The 19,876-nt window shown below is 71.3% G+C and carries 17 protein-coding genes and 2 tRNA genes; 3 read left to right on the top strand and 16 right to left on the bottom strand.

Going from position 1 to position 19,876, the window contains the following annotated elements; all coding sequences use genetic code 11:
- Positions 1 to 218 precede the first annotated feature (218 nt).
- A complete protein-coding gene (locus tag ACWD0Y_RS19775; protein WP_450261649.1) occupies positions 219 to 1,442 on the top strand; it encodes a hypothetical protein in 1,224 nt (407 codons plus the stop codon).
- On the top strand, positions 1,439 to 3,016 hold the full coding sequence (locus ACWD0Y_RS19770; RefSeq protein ID WP_450261620.1) for an NADH-ubiquinone oxidoreductase-F iron-sulfur binding region domain-containing protein: 1,578 nt from the start codon (positions 1,439 to 1,441) through the stop codon (positions 3,014 to 3,016). The genes ACWD0Y_RS19775 and ACWD0Y_RS19770 overlap by 4 nt, the downstream gene beginning before the upstream one ends.
- Before the next feature lie 67 nt (positions 3,017 to 3,083).
- Here the strand turns inward: ACWD0Y_RS19770 and ACWD0Y_RS19765 are convergent.
- The 8 genes from ACWD0Y_RS19765 to ACWD0Y_RS19730 all read right to left on the bottom strand — a co-directional run bounded on the left by ACWD0Y_RS19765 (position 3,084) and on the right by ACWD0Y_RS19730 (position 7,768).
- Positions 3,084 to 3,156 (bottom strand) — tRNA-Ala (locus ACWD0Y_RS19765).
- Between the two features lie 119 nt (positions 3,157 to 3,275).
- Complete coding sequence (locus ACWD0Y_RS19760; protein WP_028813478.1) at positions 3,276 to 3,509, bottom strand: hypothetical protein; 234 nt, start codon at positions 3,507 to 3,509, stop codon at positions 3,276 to 3,278.
- Positions 3,510 to 3,952: 443 nt separating this feature from the next.
- Positions 3,953 to 4,025 (bottom strand) — tRNA-Ala (locus ACWD0Y_RS19755).
- Between the two features lie 70 nt (positions 4,026 to 4,095).
- Positions 4,096 to 4,758: a histidine phosphatase family protein gene (locus ACWD0Y_RS19750; protein WP_450261648.1), complete on the bottom strand. Its 663-nt coding sequence runs from the start codon at positions 4,756 to 4,758 to the stop codon at positions 4,096 to 4,098.
- The gene (rsfS, locus tag ACWD0Y_RS19745) at positions 4,755 to 5,192 is read right to left on the bottom strand and encodes a ribosome silencing factor (protein ID WP_450261619.1); all 438 of its coding nucleotides are present in this window, start codon (positions 5,190 to 5,192) and stop codon (positions 4,755 to 4,757) included. The genes ACWD0Y_RS19750 and rsfS overlap by 4 nt, the downstream gene beginning before the upstream one ends.
- A 68-nt stretch (positions 5,193 to 5,260) precedes the next feature.
- Positions 5,261 to 6,895 carry an LCP family protein gene (locus ACWD0Y_RS19740; RefSeq protein WP_450261618.1) on the bottom strand — a complete coding sequence of 545 codons (1,635 nt, stop codon included), beginning with the start codon at positions 6,893 to 6,895 and terminating at the stop codon, positions 5,261 to 5,263.
- Between the two features lie 52 nt (positions 6,896 to 6,947).
- The gene (gene nadD, locus ACWD0Y_RS19735; RefSeq protein ID WP_450261617.1) at positions 6,948 to 7,562 is read right to left on the bottom strand and encodes a nicotinate-nucleotide adenylyltransferase; all 615 of its coding nucleotides are present in this window, start codon (positions 7,560 to 7,562) and stop codon (positions 6,948 to 6,950) included.
- Positions 7,563 to 7,600: 38 nt separating this feature from the next.
- Positions 7,601 to 7,768 (bottom strand): hypothetical protein, encoded by a 168-nt coding sequence (locus ACWD0Y_RS19730; RefSeq protein WP_093800885.1) that lies wholly within the window; start codon positions 7,766 to 7,768, stop codon positions 7,601 to 7,603.
- Positions 7,769 to 7,967: 199 nt separating this feature from the next.
- Between ACWD0Y_RS19730 and ACWD0Y_RS19725 the strand changes: the two genes are divergently transcribed.
- Complete coding sequence (locus tag ACWD0Y_RS19725) at positions 7,968 to 9,014, top strand: M48 family metallopeptidase (RefSeq protein ID WP_450261616.1); 1,047 nt, start codon at positions 7,968 to 7,970, stop codon at positions 9,012 to 9,014.
- An 85-nt stretch (positions 9,015 to 9,099) separates the two neighbouring features.
- Here ACWD0Y_RS19725 and ACWD0Y_RS19720 read toward each other — a convergent pair whose 3' ends face one another.
- The 8 genes from ACWD0Y_RS19720 to ACWD0Y_RS19685 form a co-directional block, all read right to left on the bottom strand.
- Positions 9,100 to 10,230 (bottom strand): SCO2583 family membrane protein, encoded by a 1,131-nt coding sequence (locus ACWD0Y_RS19720; RefSeq protein ID WP_450261615.1) that lies wholly within the window; start codon positions 10,228 to 10,230, stop codon positions 9,100 to 9,102.
- Positions 10,231 to 10,361: 131 nt separating this feature from the next.
- Positions 10,362 to 10,970 (bottom strand): SCO2584 family spore wall biosynthesis protein, encoded by a 609-nt coding sequence (locus ACWD0Y_RS19715; protein ID WP_450261614.1) that lies wholly within the window; start codon positions 10,968 to 10,970, stop codon positions 10,362 to 10,364.
- Positions 10,971 to 11,029: 59 nt separating this feature from the next.
- Complete coding sequence (locus ACWD0Y_RS19710) at positions 11,030 to 12,331, bottom strand: glutamate-5-semialdehyde dehydrogenase (protein WP_450261613.1); 1,302 nt, start codon at positions 12,329 to 12,331, stop codon at positions 11,030 to 11,032.
- Between the two features lie 100 nt (positions 12,332 to 12,431).
- The gene (locus ACWD0Y_RS19705) at positions 12,432 to 12,917 is read right to left on the bottom strand and encodes a hypothetical protein (protein WP_450261612.1); all 486 of its coding nucleotides are present in this window, start codon (positions 12,915 to 12,917) and stop codon (positions 12,432 to 12,434) included.
- Between the two features lie 130 nt (positions 12,918 to 13,047).
- Entirely contained in the window at positions 13,048 to 14,175 is a 1,128-nt protein-coding gene (gene proB / locus ACWD0Y_RS19700) for a glutamate 5-kinase (RefSeq protein WP_450261611.1), read from the bottom strand.
- Positions 14,176 to 14,388: 213 nt separating this feature from the next.
- Positions 14,389 to 15,636 (bottom strand): glycosyltransferase family 2 protein, encoded by a 1,248-nt coding sequence (locus ACWD0Y_RS19695; protein WP_450261610.1) that lies wholly within the window; start codon positions 15,634 to 15,636, stop codon positions 14,389 to 14,391.
- A 185-nt stretch (positions 15,637 to 15,821) separates the two neighbouring features.
- The gene (locus ACWD0Y_RS19690; RefSeq protein ID WP_450261609.1) at positions 15,822 to 17,951 is read right to left on the bottom strand and encodes a hypothetical protein; all 2,130 of its coding nucleotides are present in this window, start codon (positions 17,949 to 17,951) and stop codon (positions 15,822 to 15,824) included.
- Between the two features lie 135 nt (positions 17,952 to 18,086).
- The gene (locus tag ACWD0Y_RS19685; RefSeq protein ID WP_450261608.1) at positions 18,087 to 19,586 is read right to left on the bottom strand and encodes a D-ribitol-5-phosphate cytidylyltransferase; all 1,500 of its coding nucleotides are present in this window, start codon (positions 19,584 to 19,586) and stop codon (positions 18,087 to 18,089) included.
- Positions 19,587 to 19,876: the final 290 nt, after the last annotated feature.

Below are 19,876 nucleotides of genomic sequence, written 5' to 3'. Positions count from 1 at the left end.
ACAGCCCGCGCGCTAAACCTCCAAACGCCGTACTGCCCAGTATGGAGCGACCTAGCATGCGGCAACGGGACCACTTTGCCGAAGCATTCGGAGTCGCCCCCATGAACCCTCATCCGCACTCTCATCCGCACTCCCATCCGGGTTCTCGCCCGGCCCCTCGCCCGGACCCCCGTCCGGCCTCTCGTCGAAAGACCCGCTCCTCCCCCGCTCTCCCCGCACTGAGCCGCCCCGCCCAAGGGGGTCTGACCGCCGCCGCGCTGATTCTCATACCCCTGCTCGCCACGGCCGGCAGCGACAGTCTGCGGGCCGCGCTCGACTTCACCACCGGCGTCCTCTCACTGGTCTCCCTGACCGCCGCCGTCGCCTGGGGCCTGCTGGCCACCGACCGGCTGCTGCTCCGGCCGCGCCACCGCCTTCTCGCCCAGGCCGTCCACCGGGCCACCGCGGTCGCCTCCCTCGGTTTCCTGCTGCTGCACGTTTCGGTCAAGGTCTCGCTGGGGCACGTGGCGCTCCTCGGAGCCCTGGTCCCCTTCGGCCTCGGAGTCAGCGGTACGGCCGGCCTCATCGGGTTCGGCTCCCTCGCCGGGTTCCTCATGGTCGTCGCGGCTTCGACCGGAGCGCTGCGCAGCGCGTTCGCCACCCCGGGACGCATCGCCGGCCGCTGGCGGGCGCTGCACATGCTCTCCTACCCGGCCTGGGGATCGGCCCTGGTGCACGGCCTGTTCGCGGGCCGGCCCGCCGCCGGCTGGGTCGTCACGATGTACACCCTGTCCCTTGCGGCGGTCGCGACGGTCCTCTCGTTGCGCCTGCTCCCGCCCCCGCTCAAGCGGGCCGCCGCCGAACGGATCGTGGCCCTGGCCACGTCCGGGTCCCTGGCCGGGGCGCCCGGTCCGGCGCCCCGTGACGCCACGCTCTCCCCGCTGCCGGGCGGCGGTTTCGCACCGCCGCAGCCGCAGCCGCAGCACCAGCGGCCGGCGGCCCCCGCCCCACCGCTGTACGAGGCCGGGCGCTCCCCCGACGGGCTCCGTGCGGCGCCGGACACCGGCATATCGGCGGCGTACCGCGCCGTATCCGCCGCGGCCGCCTCCGCCGATTCGGCCCCCACCGAACAGATCCCCCTGGCGCAGCGCCTTCCCCCGACCGAGGAGATCCCCCTCCAGACGGCGCCGCCCCCGCCCCGCTGGCCGACCCCGTCGCCCCCTCCCCCCGCACAGGCCGCCCGCCCGCCGTACGACCCGGACCGCGCGGCGTACGGTCCGGGAGCCGCCCCCGCCCCCGGCCTCTCCGGGAACGTCCCCGAACGCCCCGCGCACGCCCCCTGGGCGCCCGCCGGACCGCTCTCCCACCCCCGCCCCCACGACGGCACCGAACCCGCGCCGGGTCCGCTCTACCGGCCCGCCGCCGGAGAACCCTGGCACGCACCCGCAGGAGACCGACGTTGAACGTCCCCCTTCCCGACGTCCCCGAGGTACGCGTGGTCGGCCTTCCCCAGCTGACGGCCGGCTTCGACCTGGTCGAGCGCCTCGACCTCGGTATGCACCTGAAAGTGCACGGCCCGCTGGAGCCGATGGCCGGAGAACGCCTGGCCGAACTCGCCGACCACATCTCGCTGCGCGGCCGCGGCGGCGCCGGCTTCCCCTTCGGCAGGAAACTGCGGGCGGTCGCGCAGGCCTCCATCCGGCGCGGCGTGCGGCCCGTGGTCGTCATCAACGGCAGCGAGGGCGAGCCCGCCTGCCGCAAGGACACCGTCCTGCTCAACCGCGCCCCGCACCTCGCGCTCGACGGCGCCCTGCTCGCGGCCGAGGCGCTCGGCGCCCGCACCCTGGTCGTCGGCGTCACCCGCAACTCGACCGAGGCCTCCGTCCGCGCCGCCTTCGCCGAACGCGGCCTGTCCGACCGGCGCGGTCAGCAGTTGCGCGCGCGGATCGTACGCACCCCCGAGCGCATGGTCTCCGGCGAAGCGTCCTCCCTCATCCGCGCCGCGAACGGCGGCCCGGCCCTGCCGCCCGGCCGCCGCGAGCGCGCCTCCGAGGCAGGGGTGGGGGGCGCTCCCACCCTGCTGTCCAACACGGAGACCTTCGCGCAGCTCGCCGTCGCCGCCCGCACCGGTGCCCGCCGCTACGGCCACACCGGCCTGATGGACGAGCCGGGCACGGTCATGCTCACCCTTTCCGGCGCGGTCTCGCGCCCCATGGTGGTCGAGGTGCCCACCGGAGTGCCGCTGCGTTACGTCCTCCAGATGGCCGGCGCCCCGCCGCTGCCCCAGGGCGTGCTGACGGGTGGTTACCACGGCAACTGGATCGACGCGGTCGCCGCGCACGACGCCGTGATCTCCCGCGAGTCCCTCGCCTCCCTCGGCGGCGCGCTCGGCGCGGGCGCGATCCTCCCGATCGGCCCGGAGACCTGCCCGCTGGGCGAGTCGCTGCGCGTCGCGAACTGGCTGGCGGCGGAGACGGCGGGCCAGTGCGGCCCCTGCCGGCTGGGCCTGCCCGCCGCCGCCGGCGGCCTCTCCGACGTACTCAACGGCGGCGGTCAGGCCGCGCTGGAGGCCCTGCGCGAAGTGACGCGGGCCGTGAAGGGCCGGGGCGCGTGCAAGCACCCCGACGGTTCGGTGCGCTTCTTCGTCTCCACCCTCAACGCCTTCACCGACGACCTGGCGGCGCACGTCCTGGGCGGCGGCTGCGGCCGGGAGACGCTGGGCGTGCTGCCGCTGCCGGGCCCCGGTCACGAGGAGGAGGGCATCCCGAGCGGCGAGAAGTTCGCGGTGGACTGGACGCTGTGCAAGGGCCACGGGCTGTGCGCCGACATCGTCCCGGAACTGATCCGGCTCGGCCCCGACGGCTATCCGACCCTCGCGGACGCGTCGGTTCCGGTGCACCTCCAGGGGGCCGCCCAGCGCGCCGTGCGCCGCTGCCCCGCGCTGGCGCTGCGCATCGAGCGGGAGGCCCCCGAACGGCCGGAGCGGCCCGCGCTGCCGGGTGGCGGCAGAAAGGCCCTGGGCAACGGCCGGGGCTGAGCCGGCCGGCCCACTGGAAAGAGAAGATCCCGCCCGGTCGATTCGACCGGACGGGATCTTCTTTCTGTGGAGCTAAGGAGAATTGAACTCCTGACCTCCTGCATGCCATGCAGGCGCTCTACCAACTGAGCTATAGCCCCGTGCGTTCTGCCGCTTCCCGGGCTTCCCCGGCGGCTCCGCCAACATTACCGGTCCCCCGGCGCTCCACCAAATCCTTTACCCACGCGCCCGTTCTGCCCAGATGTGCCCGGTGCTGCGCTCACGCTGTGGCGAAGGAGTAGAAACGCTTGAGCGTGCAGTGCTCGTCGAGCAGCCGGCCGTAGATCGGCTCACCCTCGAGTTCGCGGTACGTCTCGATGGGGTCGCCTTTTATGATCAGCGCCCGGGCGCATTCCTCGCACCAGTACTGGTAGTCGGCGTTGACCGGTTCCATGTCCCTGACGATGGGCGTGCCACTGCCGCACCAGTCGCATTTCCGCCTGTGTGCGCCCATCACTCAGTTCCAGCTGTGGCGGCAGGCCGTGCACACGTACGCGATACCTCCGTTGTCGCTGCCGGGCAGAGCACTGACCGCATCGAGGATGCTCACGGGCATCGCGCTCTCCCTCCCCGTCAGACCGTCGTCCCCCTCCGGCCGTCCGATTCTGCCATGGCTCCGCAAGGGGGTCAGTGACGTGGGCACAGGAGGACCGCCGCAGCACCGAAAGATCGACGCGGCAGCCGACGCAAGGGCGCATACCCACAGTGCATCGGCGTATGCGCGCGCCCCGGCTCATTCAGCCGGTTCAGGAAGAGGGTGCCGAATGGCGCCGAGCCTGGCGTCGGTGTCGCTGCCCGCCGACGGGACGCCGCAGCGTCGCCCACGCCCACCGACGGCGGGCACAACAAGAAATCCCGGCCCCTCCTGAAGGAGGAACCGGGATCCTGTCGCGATTGTGGAGCTAAGGAGAATTGAACTCCTGACCTCCTGCATGCCATGCAGGCGCTCTACCAACTGAGCTATAGCCCCGCTGTTCTCCGCGCTGTGCGCTGCGAACAAGAAGAACTTTAGCCTGCGACCTGCCGGAAAGCGAAATCCGTCAGTCGTCGTCGCCGAGCACCGGTTCCGGGAGCGTCCCGGCGTTGTGCTCCGTCAGCCGCCAGCCGCGGGCGCCCTCGCCCAGCACCGACCAGCAGCAGTTGGAGAGCCCGCCGAGGCCCTCCCAGTGGTACGACTCCAGGCCCAGGAGCCGTCCGATGGTGGTACGGATGGTGCCGCCGTGGCTGACCACGACGAGCGTGCCGTTGTCGGGCAGCTTGTCGGCGTGCGCGAGTACGACGGGAGCCGCCCGGTCGGCGACCTCGGTCTCCAGCTCGCCGCCACCGCGCCGCACCGGCTCGCCGCGCTTCCACGCCGCGTACTGCTCGCCGAACCGCCCGATGATCTCTTCGTGCGTCAGGCCCTGCCAGGCACCCGCGTACGTCTCGCGCAGTCCCTCGTCGTACGTCACGTCGAGGCCGGTCAGGGCCGACAGCTCACCGGCCGTGGCCGCCGCCCGCTTGAGGTCGGACGCGATCATCGCGTCCGGCTTCAGGGAGGCGAGCAGCCTCGCGGCCCGGCGCGCCTGGGCGACGCCGGTCTCGGTCAGCTCGATGTCCGTGCTGCCCTGGAAGCGGCGCTCCAGGTTCCAGGAGGTCTGGCCGTGTCGCCACAGGATGATCCTGCGGCCCCGGCTCCGCTTGCCGGTGTCGCTGGCGTTCAGCTCAGGTCTCCGTCCACTTCGCCGGCCGCATGCAGCTTCGCGTGCTCTTCGGCCAGGCCGCGGGTCTTGACGGCGTCCTCGGGCAGGGCGATCTCGGGGCAGTCCTTCCAGAGGCGCTCCAGCGCGTAGAAGACGCGCTCCTCGCTGTGCTGGACGTGGACGACGATGTCGACGTAGTCGAGAAGCACCCAGCGGGCCTCGCGGTCGCCCTCGCGACGCACGGGCTTGGCGCCGAGTTCCTTGTTCAGCCGCTCCTCGATCTCGTCGACGATCGACTTGACCTGGCGGTCGTTGGGCGCCGAGGCGACCAGGAAGGCGTCAGTGATGGAGAGCACATCGCTGACGTCGTACGCGATGATGTCGTGCGCGAGCCGGTCTGCGGCCGCCTGAGCGGCGGCGTTGATGAGCTCGATGGAACGGTCAGTGGCGGTCACAAGCAGGCTTTCGTCGGCGGTCAGAGATACCCCCAGGGTCTCACGGACCGCCGACAGCGCCGACGGGATTACTCCACCTTGAAATCCTGGCCCAGTACGACCGTCACGTCGGCGTTCGCGGCCGCCTTGCCCTTGCGCACCGCGCCCGCCGGCAGACCCAGCGTCTTCGCCACCTCTTCCGCCGTCGCCCTCTTCGCCGCGTCGCCGTAGCTGACCTGCGACGACGTGACCACGGAGGCGGCCTTGCCGGCGTCCACGAACGCGTATCCGCCGTTGACCAGATCAATCCTCGCGGTCTCGGTGGCGCCGGTGGTCCCCTGGGCGTTCCTGACGCCGACCCGCACGGCCGCGCCCTGCTCCGGGCTGCTGACCGAGCCGCCGAGAATGTCCTTCACCACACTCTCGGCGTCGGAGTCACTCAGCGTGCCGTCGGGCTGGACCGGCAGCTGCGCCGTCCGGTGGTCGCCGGCCTTGGCGTGTCCGGCGAGCTTGGCGAGCGAGGCGCCCAGGTCCTTCTCCGGCAACGAGGGGTCGAGGATCTGCGCCAGCGAGCGCACGGTGGTGGTCGCGGCCTGCGGGTCGTCCGAGATCTTCTTCAGTACGCCCTGCATGACCTGTCCGAAGCGCCGGAGCTGCTCGGCCTCGGCCTCACCGGGCGCGCGGTAGGTGGCGTACGCGACGGCCATGCGGCCGCTCAGCGTCTGCCCCTTGCCCTGCCGCACCACGGGTGACGCGCCCTTCTTGGAGTCGGGCACATCGGTGTCGGTGTCGACCTCCACGTTGCCGACCAGCTCGACGAGGTTCTCCAGGTACGGGGTGTCGAGCCGCCAGGAGCCGCCGATCCTCGTCCCCAGTACGGAACCGAGCGCCTCGCGCGTGCCCGCCGAACCGTCGTCGTCGACGGACTTGCCGAGCGTGGTCGTGGTGCCGTCGTCGCCCGCCACGGCGAGCGAGTTGGGGAGCAGGACGGTGGTGCCCTGTTTCGTGGTGACGTTGTCCACGAGCAGCGCGGTGGAGGTGGCGCCCTCCCTGGTGTGCAGGTGCACCACGATCACGTCGCGCTTCTGCGGGCCGCCCGCCGCGGCGGGCGGCGTGTCCTGCTTGCCGGAGAGGCCGGGCAGCATTCCCGCGTACCAGAGGTAGCCGACGCCGCCCGCGACCACCAGGGCCACCGCGGCAACCAGGGCGACGACGCGGTTGCGGCCGCGGCGCCTGGCCTCCTCGCGGCGCTCGGTGCGGCTCTCGGTGAACTTCAGCCAGTCGATGACGTCTTCGGAGTTCTCGTCCGGCTCCTCGACGAAGGAGAACTGCTCGGTCGCGTACTCGGGCGTGGGGCGGCGCTGCTGGGGCACGGAAGCGACCTGGGGCTCCGGCTCCGGCTCCGGGTCCGGCACATGAGCGGGCTCAGCAACGGGCGCGGGACCGGGGGCGGGTGCGGCCTGCTGCGGGATCCACTGCTGCTGAGCGGTGTCGACGTACCCGTACTGCTGCTGCTGTTCCTGCTGCTGGGCGTACGGGTCGTACGGCGGCTGCTGCGCGTACGGGTCGTAGCCGTAACCCTGCTGCTGTGGCGCGTCGTACTGCTGCGCGTCGTACTGCTGCGCCTGCTGGTACACCGGCTGCCCGTACGCGTCGTAGCCGATGATCTCCGGCTGCTGGGCATACGGGTCGTACGGGTCGTACGGGTGCTGTCGGTCGTTCACCGGTGGCCCTCTCCCTGCTTGTCTGTGCTCCCCGTACGGCCGGGCCGACCGCTCAGCGGTGGTACAGCTCGCGCTTGTCGATGTAGCGGACCACACCGTCCGGAACGAGATACCAGACAGGCTCACCCGCCGCGACCCTCGCCCGGCAGTCGGTCGACGAGATCGCCAGGGCCGGCACCTCCACCAGGGAGACACCCCCCTTGGGCAGACCGTCGTCCGTCAGGTCGTGACCGGGCCGGGTCACACCGATGAAGTGGGAGAGCGAGAACAGCTCCTCCGCGTCCCGCCAGGTGAGGATCTGGGCGAGCGCGTCGGCGCCGGTGATGAAGAAGAGGTCCGAGTCGCTGTTCAGCTCACGCAGGTCCCGCAGCGTGTCGATGGTGTAGGTCGGGCCGCCACGGTCGATGTCGATCCGGCTCACCGAGAACTGCGGGTTGGACGCGGTCGCGATGACCGTCATCAAATAGCGGTCCTCGGCCGGGGAGACCTGCTTGTGGCTCTTCTGCCACGGCTGCCCGGTCGGCACGAACACCACCTCGTCGAGGTGGAACTGGGCGGCCACCTCGCTGGCGGCCACCAGGTGCCCATGGTGAATCGGATCGAACGTCCCGCCCATCACGCCGAGTCGGCGCTTGCCCGGACCGCTCGGCACTTGCTGCTCTCCCATGCGTGCAGAGCCTACTGGCCCCCTGCCGCGGCCCCGACTCAGCGGTCCCGGTTGAAGCGCGTGGTGATCCACAGCAGGAGCATGAGCGCGAGGAACGCGCCGACGCCGGTGACGTAGGGGCTGAGGGACGCGTGGTTCCCGCCGTGCTCGCCGCCCTCACCGGAGGCGAGGGTCACGAGGGAGGCGGCGGTGCTGTGGAGGCTCATCTTCGGCAGGACCTATCGGGAGTCGGGAGTCGGAGGGGAGACTTCACGAACATCGTATGCGGGCGGCCCGGGCACGCTCACGCCGACTCAGTCGTTCACGCGATGACCGGCTCCGGGAACCGGCCGAGCGCGGCGCACGTGAGCACATACGCTGGGGCCGTCCGGGGGACGGGAAACACTCGTAGACAGGGGGCCATCCATGACCGACGGCAATCACGAGAACGTACCGAGCCGCAATCGCCGGCGCTTCCCGGACATCTCGTCCAGGGCGTACGAACACCCGGCGGACCGCTCGGCCCTGGTGGCCCTGCGCAAGCTCACCGGCTTCGACACCGTGTTCAAGGCACTCAGCGGACTGCTTCCCGAGCGCAGCCTGCGGCTGCTCTTCCTCTCCGACTCGGTGCGGGTGAGCGAGGCCCAGTTCGCGCATCTGCACACGATGCTGCTGGACGCCTGTTACATCCTGGACCTCAAGAAGGTCCCTCCGATGTACGTCACGCAGGACCCGAAGCCCAATGCCATGTGCATCGGTCTCGACGAGCCGATCATCGTGGTCACCACGGGCCTGGTCGAGCTGCTCGACGAGGAGGAGATGCGGGCGGTCGTCGGCCACGAGGTGGGCCACGCGCTGTCCGGGCACTCCGTCTACCGGACGATCCTGCTGTTCCTCACGAACCTGGCGCTCAAGGTCGCCTGGATCCCGCTCGGCAACATCGCGATCATGGCGATCGTGACGGCGCTGCGCGAGTGGTTCCGCAAGTCGGAGCTCTCCGCCGACCGGGCCGGCCTGCTGGTCGGCCAGGACCTCCAGGCGTCGATGCGCGGCCTGATGAAGATCGCCGGCGGCAACCACCTGCACGAGATGAACGTGGACGCGTTCCTGGAGCAGGCCGAGGAGTACGAAGCGGGAGGCGACCTGCGGGACTCCGTGCTGAAGATCCTCAACGTCCTGCCGCGCTCGCACCCGTTCACCACGGTGCGGGCCGCCGAGCTGAAGAAGTGGGCCGAGAGCCGCGACCACCAGCGGATCATGGACGGCCACTACCCGAAGCGCGACGAGGACGGCGACACGTCCGTCACGGACTCCTTCCGCGAGTCCGCCTCCCACTACGCCGACACGGTGCGCACCAGCAAGGACCCGCTGATGAAGCTCGTGGGCGACATCGCGGGCGGTGCGGGGGACCTGGGCGGCAAGCTGCGGGACAAGTTCAACGGCGGGGGCAAGGCGAGCCCGTCCGACGGCTGAGCACCGGCATACGGGGGGCCGGGACCGGGGCCCGGGGGCCGGTCCCGAGTCCACTTCCGGGTGCGGGTCCGGGCGGCGCCCCGGATCAGCCGTCGTCCCGGGTGCTGGGCATGGCGCTCGGCGCGAGTGTCCCGCACAGCGCCGTCGTGGCCCGGCCCGTCGTGTACGGATCGGTCCCGGCGGGCCCCCGGTCGTCCGCCGCCCGCTGCCCGGCCAGCACGGGCCGCAGGCGGTCCGCCGCGTCGGCCGAGCATGCCTGGGGCCCGGCCTGGACGTACGAGAAGAGCAGCTCGGCCCGGTGCATCCGCAGGTCGTCGCGGTCGAAGCGGAAGTGCAGTTCGCGGCGGACGGTGAACAGCGACGCGCCGTCCGCCCGCGGCAGCCCGGCAGAGTCCCCCGCCGGCCGCAGCGCGTACACGAAGGTGTGGTCGGAGGTCACTTCGAGACGGCCGGACTCCGTCTCCTCGACGCGCAGTACGCCCCGGACGCGCACCTGCGGGGCCGCGAGCGCCACCTTCACCGGATCGAAGCGCACCAGCCAGCCCGTGGCCGCGTGCCTGCCGTCACCGGCGGGGGCGTCGAAGCTGCGGTCGAACTGCGTCAGCTGGCCGGGGTCGAGCAGCACGCGCACCGGACGGACGGTGGAGCCCTTCAGCACGTCCGGGGCGAGGGACGACGCGACGAGGTAGTCCTTCGCGACGGTCAGGGCGGACAGCACCTGGCCCTCCGAGAAGTGTGCGGTGCGCCGTGCGGCCGGCAGGGCGATGCCCTCCGCGCCCGTCCGGAACCGCGCGGCCGGACTGTGTTCGAAGAGCTCGGCGGGCGCTCCGCCCGGCACCGTGCTCTCCGGGGCCAGCGGCACCACCGACATCCGCAGCGGTCCGGCGTGCGGGGCGGGCGACGGCTGGTAGGGGTGGCGTACGCCCAGGTAGACCGCCATGGCGAAGGCGAGCGCGACCACCAGGACGAGCGCCAGCGCCTGCTTGGCCCCCGTGCCCCTGCGGCCGCCACCGCTGCCGCCGTCGCGGGATGCCGCCCGGGCGGGCCGGCTGCGCACGGCCTCCGCGTGGTCGTTCATCCGCTCCTGCGCGGAGAATTCCTGGAGGCGGGCAGCCCGCACGAACGATTCGTCGAAGACGACGGACCGGTACTCGTCGTCGCTGCCACCGGGGAGGCCCTCGGGCGGACCTTCCGGCGGCTCTCCGCGCCCTGCCATACCTTCAGAGTAGGTCGGCGGAGGCGGAGGTAAACGCCCTGGTACGTGCCAAGTTGTGACCGGCTCCCACCCGGGCGGCGCCCGGGCCCGGCCCGCTCGGCCGGCGGCTCCTTCGCGGCCGTTCCCGCCGGTCAGGGCGTGGTGCGCGGAACCGCGGGCGCGGCCGGCGCGGAGTACTCGGCGGAGGCCGAGGGACCGCCGGGCCGGGAGTTGTCGCTCGTCGCGGGCAGCGGCACCTGGTCGTGCCGCCCCGCCGACGCGCCCCGGTAGACCGCGGTGAAGGCGAGCGCCACCATCCCGATGCCCATCAGGAGGGCCAGCATCCACGCCACGGGCCGGTGCCAGCGCGCGTTGCCGCGGTACGGGCGCAGGGCGCCGCCGTGCCGACCGTACGGGCCCGTGCCGTCGCCGTACTCGTCCTCGTCGTCCAGCGGGCCGTACACGCCGTCGTGGCCGTACTCGCGGGCGCCGTACCCGGGTCCGTACCCGTCGTCGTGGAGATCCTCGTAGAGGTCGTCGTCCGGGGGGACCTTGCCGGCCCGCGCCCTGGCCGCCTCGGCCTCGGCGTGCGCCTGGGCGGCCGCCAGCAGCCGCTCGACGGCGGTCGGCTCATGGACCTCGGCGGCCCGTACGAAGTCCTCGTCGAATACCACGGAGGCGAAGTCCTCGTCCGCGCCCCCGCGGTCGTCGTTGGGCTCCCAGCCGTCCTCGAACGGCTTGCCCCCCACGTCGTCCGGCACCCGTTCAGCGTAGACCGGGACGGTCGTTTTGGGCAGAGAACGTGCGAACGAGGAGTTCGCTAACGCGTGTGACCGTCGCCCGTCACGATGTACTTCGTCGAGGTCAGCTCGGGCAGGCCCATCGGACCGCGGGCGTGCAGCTTCTGCGTGGAAATGCCGATCTCGGCGCCGAAACCGAACTGACCGCCGTCCGTGAAGCGGGTGGACGCGTTCACCGCGACCGTCGTCGAGTCCACCAGCTGCGTGAAGCGGCGGGCCGCGGCCTGCGACGTCGTGACGATCGCCTCGGTGTGCCCGGAGGTCCAGCGGCGGATGTGGGTGACGGCCCCGTCCAGCGAGTCGACGACGGCGGCGGCGATGTCGTACGAGAGGTACTCGGTCTCCCAGTCCTCCTCCGTGGCGGCCACGACGGCCGCCTTGGACCCCTCGGCGTACGGGAGCACCCGCTCGTCGCCGTGGACCGTGACGCCCGCCCCGGCGAGCGCGTCCAGGGCGCGCGGCAGGAAGGCGTCGGCGATGTCCTGGTGGACGAGGAGCGTCTCGGCCGCATTGCAGACGCTGGGCCGCTGCGCCTTGGAGTTGACCAGGATCTCGACGGCCATGTCGATGTCGGCCTCGGCGTCCACGTAGACGTGGCAGTTGCCGGTGCCCGTCTCGATGACGGGGACGGTGGACTCCTCGACGACCGTACGGATCAGGGACGCGCCGCCGCGCGGGATCAGGACGTCGACCAGGCCGCGGGCGCGCATCAGCTCGCGCACCGAGTCGCGGGACTCCCCCGGCACGAGCTGCACGGCGTCGGCGGGCAGGCCGGCCCCGGCGATCGCGTCGCGCACAACGCCGACGAGCGCGGTGTTGGAGGCGTACGCCGACGAGGATCCGCGCAGCAGCACCGCGTTGCCGGACTTGAGGCAGAGCGCGGCGGCGTCCACGGTCACGTTCGGCCGGGCCTCGTAGATGATCCCGACGACGCCGAGCGGCACGCGCACCTGCCGCAGGTCGATGCCGTTGGGCAGGGTGGAGCCGCGTACGACCTCGCCGACCGGGTCGGGCAGCGCGGCCACGTCCCGGACGTCGGAGGCGATGGCGGCGACCCGCTCCGGGGTCAGCGTCAGCCGGTCGATCACCGTGTCGCTCGTCCCGGCGGCGCGGGCCTTGGCGGTGTCCTGGGCGTTGGCCTCGACGATCTCGTCCGTACGGGCCTCCAGCGCGTCGGCGACGGCCAGCAGCGCGGCGTCCTTGGCGGAGCGCGGAAGTGGCGCGATCGCGTCGGCGGCGACGCGGGCCCGGCGTGCGGTCGACGCGACCGGGGACCCGGCGGCGGTCGTGTCGGAGTCGGCGAGAGGAGAGTGCGAGGTCATACCCGCAGACTAATGCGCGCTCCGCCGGCATCCACCGGGTATCCCGTTCCGCGAGACGGCGCACGCCGGGACCCGGCCGCCCCGGCGATGCGGCGGCCGGTCAGTACGGGTGCACCCCGACCGGGGCCGCGGGCGGCGGGCCGTACCCCTCGGCGATCCGCTGGTGGTAGGTGTCCCGGTCGATGACCTCCAGGCCCACGATCTCCCACGGCGGCAGCTTCGACGTGGACCGGTGCTCGCCCCACAGGCGCAGCGCGACGGCCGCGGCGTCGTGCAGGTCCCGTGCCTCTTCCCAGTAGCGGATCTCCGCGTGGTCGTTGGCGTACCTGCTGGTCAGCAGGAAGGGATGGTCGTGGGCGAGCTGTTCGAGACCTCGTCTGACCTCCTGCAGCGGCGTCTCGGCCCCCGAGACGCTGAGGGTGATGTGCCAGAGCCTCGACGCTTCCCGGCTGCCGTGGGCCTCCCGGCCGGTGCCCGGCGCCTGGTCCGGCTCCGGGCCTCCGTCGAAGTCCGCTCCCGCCCCGACACTGGTCAGGGTTCGCCCGACCGTGCCTCGGGGCAGCGCCCCCGGACGTACTCGTCTCACCGGCGGCCTCCTCTGATGTGTCGCTGTGCCGTGTCCCCCTGGATCCCCGCAACAAAGTTGACCAGTCCTGGGCCCGGCGCGGGGCGGTTTTCGCGAAGGTCTCTGCCCCGGGGCGGGTCTTTCAGCCGTTTCAGGGGTGGAGAACGACCAGATCGTCCCTGTGTACGACTTCACGCTCGTACGCGGGCCCGAGCTCCTTCGCCAGGTCGTGGGTGGAGCGTCCGAGCAGCTGCGGGATCTCCTTGGCGTCGTAGTTGACGAGCCCCCGGGCGACGGCCACGCCCGCCGTGTCCCGCAGCTCCACGGGGTCGCCCGCGCTGAACTCCCCCTCGACCCCGGCGATCCCGGCGGGCAGCAGCGAGGTACGCCGCTCCACCACGGCCCGTACCGCCCCGTCGTCGAGCGTGAGCGCGCCCTGCGGCGTCGAGGCGTGCGCGAGCCACAGCAGCCGGTCGGCGCTGCGGCGGCCGGTGCGGTGGAAGTACGTGCCCGTGTCGCGGCCCGCGAGGGCGTCGGCGGCGTGGCTGGCGGAGGTGAGGACGACGGGGATGCCGGCGGCCGCGGCGATACGGGCCGCCTCGACCTTGGTCACCATGCCGCCGGTGCCGACGCCCGCCTTGCCCGCGCTGCCGATGGAGACGTGCGCGATGTCGCCGGGGCCGTGCACCTCGTCGATGCGCGAGGCGCCGGGGGTGCTGGGGTCGCCGTCGTACAGCCCGTCCACGTCCGAGAGGAGCACCAGCAGGTCGGCCCGGACGAGATGGGCGACGAGGGCGGCGAGCCGGTCGTTGTCACCGAAGCGGATCTCGTCCGTGGCGACGGTGTCGTTCTCGTTGACGACCGGGACCGCGCCCATGGTGATGAGCTGGTCCAGTGTCCGGTAGGCGTTGCGGTAGTGGGCGCGGCGGCTGGTGTCGTCGGAGGTCAGCAGCACCTGGCCGACGCGTACGCCGTACCGCGCGAAGGAGGCCGTGTAGCGGGCCACGAGCAGCCCCTGGCCGACGCTGGCGGCGGCCTGCTGCCTGGCCAGGTCCTTGGGGCGGCGGGCGAGCCCCAGCGGCGCCAGCCCGGCGGCGATGGCGCCGCTCGACACCAGCACGATCTCCTTCTCACCGCCGCTGCGCGCCTTGGCGAGTACGTCGACGAGCGCGTCGACGCGGTCGGCGTCGAGGCCCCCCGACGCGGTGGTCAGCGATGAGGAACCGACCTTGACGACGATCCTGCGGGCCTCCGCGACGCCCTGCCTTGCCCCTGACACGTACAGACCCCACTCTTGCTCGCCCGGTTCTCCCCGCAATGTACGTGAGCCGCTCCGGGCGGCGCCTGCGCATTCCGCCCGCTGGACCGCCGGCCGGTCGCCGTGCGGACGGCGTTCGCGCCGCCCTGGCTTCCGGCCGGACACCGCCTCCGGTCCGTCTCCCCCCGGTTCCGGGAGGGGCGGGAAACGGACCAGGGGCCTGGTGAGCCTCCGTCAGGAGCGGGCCGGACGGCGGCCCGCCATCGCCCCGCGGGCCATCCTGCGCAGCTTGCGCACCACGCGCCGGGCGAAGGACGGCTTGGGTACGGCGCGCTGGGGCGCGGTCCCCCTGGGCGCGGTGACACGTACCCCGTCGACCCACTCCGAGACCGTGACCGCGAACATCTCGGCGGGTACGCCCGCCGCCTCGTCCTCGAAGTGCGGATACGCGAGGTAGGGCTTGGCCGCCGCGCCCTTGCGGATCACCTCGGGCACCTTCTTCTCCTGGAGGAACGTGAGGTGGTCCTCCAGGAGATCGGCCCGCCCCTCGGCGACGTAGTACATCCGCAGCCGCTCGGGCACCTTCAGCCGGCGGGCCACGCCCGGCGTCCAGTACTTCTCCATGAGCGGCCGCGCGAGGTCCAGCTTGTCCTGGCGCGTGCCGGCCGTGGCCTTCAGCCAGCGGTGGTCGAACTGCGGCAGCAGCGTGATCACGAACGGCCGGATCATCAGCTCGTCGCGCTGGTCACCGGGCGGGTAGAGCTCGGCGATCAGGTCCATCAGGGCCTTCGCCGAGTCGAAGCGCATCGCGTAACTGCCGCTCTGCGTGATGTGCTTGCCGTCGTCGCGGCGCACGATGTAGAGGCAGACGTAGTCGGCGATGACCGAGACCCCGGCACTGCGCACATATGCCTCAAGGGTGAAGCGCGCGTCCTCACCGGTGTACAGCTGCTGGTCGAAGCGCATCTTGTGCTTCTCCAGCAGTTCGCGCCGGAAGAGCTTCTCCGCGCTGAGCGTCATCTTGATGTTGGACGAGAAGACGTCCGTACGTTCCAGGGTGCGTCCGAACATGGACTTGGGCGCGCCGCGTCCGATGCCCTCGATCTTGCCCAGCACGACGTCCGTGCCGTTGCGGTCGGCCATCGCGACCATCCGCTCCAGGGCTTCCGCGCCGAGGTAGTCGTCGGCGTCGAGGAAGAAGACATAGCGGCCGCGGGCCATGTCGAGGCCGACGTTGCGGGGTTTGCTGGGACCACCGGAATTCTCCTGGTGGACCACGCGCGTCCTGACCTTGCTCCTGGCTGCGAAATCGTCGAGATATTCTCCGGTCCCGTCGGTCGAGCCGTCGTTGACGGCCACGATCTCCAAGCGGTCCGCACCCAGCGTCTGGGCTTCCACCGATTCCAGGCAGGGGATCAAGTAGGGCATCGCCTCGTAGGCGCCGATGATCACGGTTACATCGGGAATTTCAGCTGAGGCCATACCCGTCTCATTCTCGTTCATCGACATCCAAGACCGTCGTTACAGGGGTAAGGGTTGTTCACCATCGTTACTTTTCCACGTGACGCCTGCCACAACACGCACGAACGGCCCGGCAGAACGTCTCGAAAGACGCTCCGCCGGGCCGAATTCAGATCTTCGTGCGAGTGCCGTCCGGGTGTCGGGGGTCAGCCCGCCACCGTCGTGTCGAGCCCCGTGGCCTCCGGCGCGGAGTCGCTCGGGTCCGCCGCGGTGACGGCGACCTCGACGCCGGTGCGCTGGGCCACCCCCAGGTTGCGGGCCTCGGACTTGGCCGCGAGCGCCCGTACGGCGTCGTTGAACTGCACGATGGACGCCGGTTCGTCGGGGCCCAGCAGGTACTCCTTCAGCTCGCGCCGGTCCTCTGCCAGCGTGTCGGCGCTCTCGCCGCCCGTGATGGCGGCGAGCAACTCGCCGAGCTGCTGCGCGTCGTTGGAGAGGATCACGGCGGCGCGCACGGCGGTGTTCTGCTTCTTGAACTCCTCGGCGCCCAGCTCCGCGGAGTCGGTCACCGCGTACGGCTTGCCGCTCGCGATGAAGTCCGAGACGACGCTGGAGATGTCGGAGACCATGCCGTCCGACTCGTTGAAGCAGTCGTACAGGCGCGGCTCGGCGCCGGTGACGACCCGGTGCTCCCACCACCCGAACGAGCGCCAGTACGCGGCGTTCCACTCGTCCCTGAGGGTCGCCAGCTCGGCCTCGCGCGCCAGGTCGGGCAGGGCGTCGCGCGAGGTCTCCGCCTCGTCCTTGCCGGCCTTGGCCTTGCCGTTGCCGTTGCCGCCGGCTCCGAGTTCGCCCAGGCGTGCCTCGATACGGGCCAGTTCGGCCCGCGCCGCGCTCTGCTCGGCCCGGAGCGCGGAACTCTCCTCCGCCCAGCGCGGGTCGGTGGCGCGCTCGGCCGCGGCCTTCTCCACCATGGCGGTGATGCGTTCGTGGACGGCCTTGGCCTGGGGACTGCGGGTCCCGGTGAAGGGGTGCGGCTTGTAGAGCACCCGGACCGGCTCCGGGGCCTCCAGCAGGCGCCTGACGATGTTCTCGCCGGCGAGCAGGAGCGAGGTGTTGCCCGGGTTGTCGTCCCAGCCCTCCCAGGTGGGGGCGTACAGGACGGTCGGGACCGGGTTCTTCGGCGTACCGCTCCAGGTCTGGATCGGGGCGAGCTGCGGGCGGCCCACCTCGACGATGTCCTCGTCGCGGACGCCGACGTCGGCGAGCGCGTAGCGGTCGCGGCCGGCCCGGCCCGCGCTCCACACCTCGTCGTACACCTTGCTGTACGGGTTGATGCTCGCGACCTTGTCGCTGTCGCCGTGCCCGATGAAGACGTGCTTCATGGTGGGGACGCGCAGCATGTGGATGTTCTTGCCGACGTTGGCGGCGTAGAGCGCGACGCGGACCGTGGAGAGGTCCATGTTCATCAGGTGCGTGGCGCTCGGGACGCAGACGACCGGCACCGACGTCGGGCCGAGCTGCGGCACGATGTGGCGCTCGCGCAGGATGATCAGCGGCCTGCCGTCGAGCTGCTTCATGGTGTCGAGCCACATGTTGACCTGGTACGCCGACTCCCGGGAACCGGAGAAGTACAGGACCGTGGTCGGGCGGTAGTCGCGCAGCCAGCCGTCGATGCCCTCCAGGACCGTGTTCACCGGCGGGACACGGCGGCCGCGCCGGGTGAACGGCAGCAGCGCCGCGACGTAGGCGATCGCCAGGACCAGGGTGATCGCGAGACCGGCGTAGCCGAAGACGCTCCGTCCGCTCTCGACCGCGGCCAGCACGCCCACCACGGCGAAGACGTCGAGGTGGAGCATCTTCTCGGCGGACCGGTTCAGCAGCCGCCTCGGCGGGGCCGCCGGGATGCGCAGCATGGAGAGGTCGATGTTGCGGGTCACCACCGGCATCCTGCGGCGCAGGCGGATCAGGGTGACGAGCGCGCCGTGCGGGGCCTGGAGGGCGTAGAACAGCAGCAGGCCGGCGATCGTCACGTAGAAGATCGTCTGCTCGGCCAGCTCCATGCGGGCCAGCAGGAGGATCAGCAGCAACTGGCGCACCAGGAAGCGGATCGAAAGACCGGCCCGGACCTTGCCCAGACGGTTGATCAAGTAGCTGCCGCGCTGGTGCAGATGCTGGTCCGCGAGGTACGTCGCGGCCACGGCGGCCGCGAAGAACCAGAGGTTGGGAATCAGTGCGGCCAGCATTATGCACGGATATCCCAGCCCCAGGACGGCGGCGGCGGCCAGTTCGGATCCACTGCCCACGCGGGCCAGGCGGATGGCGGTCGAAATCACGAAGAACCTGCTCCAGAGGGGTGCCGGTCATTTACAGTGTAAGAGGAATATAAAATTCCGCTCCACGAATTCGGGCCTCTGCGCATCGCTTTATTGGCGACTACAGAGGCCCGAATCACAGATTGTCAAGCAGTATTACACATCTTCCTGGCGATTCAGGACGGCGGCCAGTGCCTGCTCGAATCCCGACGCCTCGGACGCGCCACGCGTCGGGTCCACCTGCCGTACGTCGATGACGTGTCCGGTGAGCTCCGAGAGCAGTACGTCCAGCGACGTACGCGCCACGGCCTCGGAGGACAGCAGCGAGCCCGCGGGCTCCTCACCGAACGCCTTGGTGCGCATCGGCGTCGCCGTGCGCTCCGGGTTGACGCAGTTGACGCGCACGCCGTCGGCGGCCCACTCGTCGGCGAGGGCCTGGGTGAGGTTCACCATGGCGGCCTTCGTGGAGGAGTAGAGGCTGTACTCGGCGCGGCCGCGGGTGTAGCTGCTGGAGGTGTAGAGCAGCAGCTGGCCCTTGGTCTCGGCGAGGTACTTGTGCGCGGCGCGGGCGATCTGCACGGGGGCCAGGTAGTTGACGTTCAGCGCTTCCTGGATGGTCGCGCTGTCCGTCTCGGCGAGCTTGCCGATGCGGAGCACGCCCGCCGTGTTGATCACGTAGTCGACGCGGCCGGTCTCCGCGTACGCCTTCGACAGGGCGTCGTCGACGTGCTCGGGGTTCTCGACGTGCGTGCCGGTGGTGGAGCGGCCCAGGGCGTACACCTTGGCGCCGTAACTCTCGGCGAGGGCCGCGATGTCCGCACCGATGCCGTACGAACCGCCGAAGACCACGAGCGTCTTGCCGGCGAGGAGCTCGCGGTAGGCGGCCTCGTCGGCCTGCTGCGGGGCGGCGGTGGAGGCGAGCTGGAACAGCTTGTCGGCGATGAAGACGTCGACCGGCTGCGTCACCTTCATGTTGTACTCGTCGCCCGCGACGACGTAGATCGGCACGTCCGGCAGGTACTTCAGGACGACCGAACAGTCGTCGGTGGCCTGGAAGTTCGGGTCGCCGGCGGCGACTTCGTACGCCTTGCGGATCGTCGACAGCTTGAATGCCTGCGGCGTCTGGCCGCGGCGCAGCCGGGACCGGTCCGGGACCTCGGTGATGAACTCGCCGTCGCCGCCGTGCGTGCGCGTCACGATGATCGTGTCCGCGGACGGGATGGCGACGTCGACCGCCTCGTAGCGCTCCAGCGCGTCGACACAGTCCTGGATCACACGCTGTGACAGGAGGGGGCGCACGGCGTCGTGGAAGAGGACGTTGCGGTCCTCCCCCTCGGCGAGGCCCTCGCCTAGCGCGGAGATGGCGCGCTCGGTGGTCTCGTTGCGCGTCGAACCGCCCTCGATGACCTGGGTGACCTTGGTGAGGCCGGCCTTCGCGACGATCTTCTCGACGTCCGGCACATAGCCCGGTGCCATGAGAACGATGATGTCGTCGATGCCCTCCGCCTGCTCGAAGATCGACAGCGTGTGCTCGATGACCGCCTTGCCGGCGATCTTCAGCAACTGCTTGGGAATCGACAGGCCCACGCGCTGACCGGTACCACCGGCGAGCACGACTGCTGTGGTTCGGGGCTTGGCTATGGGCTGCACAGACACAGACGACCTACCTCGCGAGGACTGGGAGACACACGATGGTTGCACTCTCCGTGACCGTCTCGCAAGGTGGACGCCCCCCTGCCGACACCTGTACGAAACCTTTACCGGCCCCCAACCACCGCACAGGCGCGAGCATTTGAGCCTGTGCGGCGACCGGGGGCCGGCGCGGGAGGTGTCCGGGGGTCCACTCCCGGGGGTGAGCGATGCCACAGGGGCGGCCGGCGGGCGGAGCCCGCAACAGGGAATCGCTGGAACCCAGAACCATCACCATGGGGTGCCTGTCCGGGACG

It is taken from the genome of Streptomyces altiplanensis, assembly GCF_053591575.1.
The sequence above is the reverse complement of the archived record's forward strand: the minus strand, read 5'-3'. Positions and strand labels throughout refer to the sequence as shown.

Coding starts and splice junctions, on each gene's coding strand:
- ACWD0Y_RS19760 (WP_028813478.1), bottom strand. CDS start 3,509: ATGGGCGCACACAGGCGGAAATGCGACTGGTGCGGCAGTGGCACGCCC.
- nadD (WP_450261617.1), bottom strand. CDS start 7,562: ATGGGAGAGCAGCAAGTGCCGAGCGGTCCGGGCAAGCGCCGACTCGGC.
- ACWD0Y_RS19730 (WP_093800885.1), bottom strand. CDS start 7,768: ATGAGCCTCCACAGCACCGCCGCCTCCCTCGTGACCCTCGCCTCCGGT.
- ACWD0Y_RS19725 (WP_450261616.1), top strand. CDS start 7,968: ATGACCGACGGCAATCACGAGAACGTACCGAGCCGCAATCGCCGGCGC.
- ACWD0Y_RS19720 (WP_450261615.1), bottom strand. CDS start 10,230: ATGGCAGGGCGCGGAGAGCCGCCGGAAGGTCCGCCCGAGGGCCTCCCC.
- ACWD0Y_RS19710 (WP_450261613.1), bottom strand. CDS start 12,331: ATGACCTCGCACTCTCCTCTCGCCGACTCCGACACGACCGCCGCCGGG.
- ACWD0Y_RS19695 (WP_450261610.1), bottom strand. CDS start 15,636: ATGGCCTCAGCTGAAATTCCCGATGTAACCGTGATCATCGGCGCCTAC.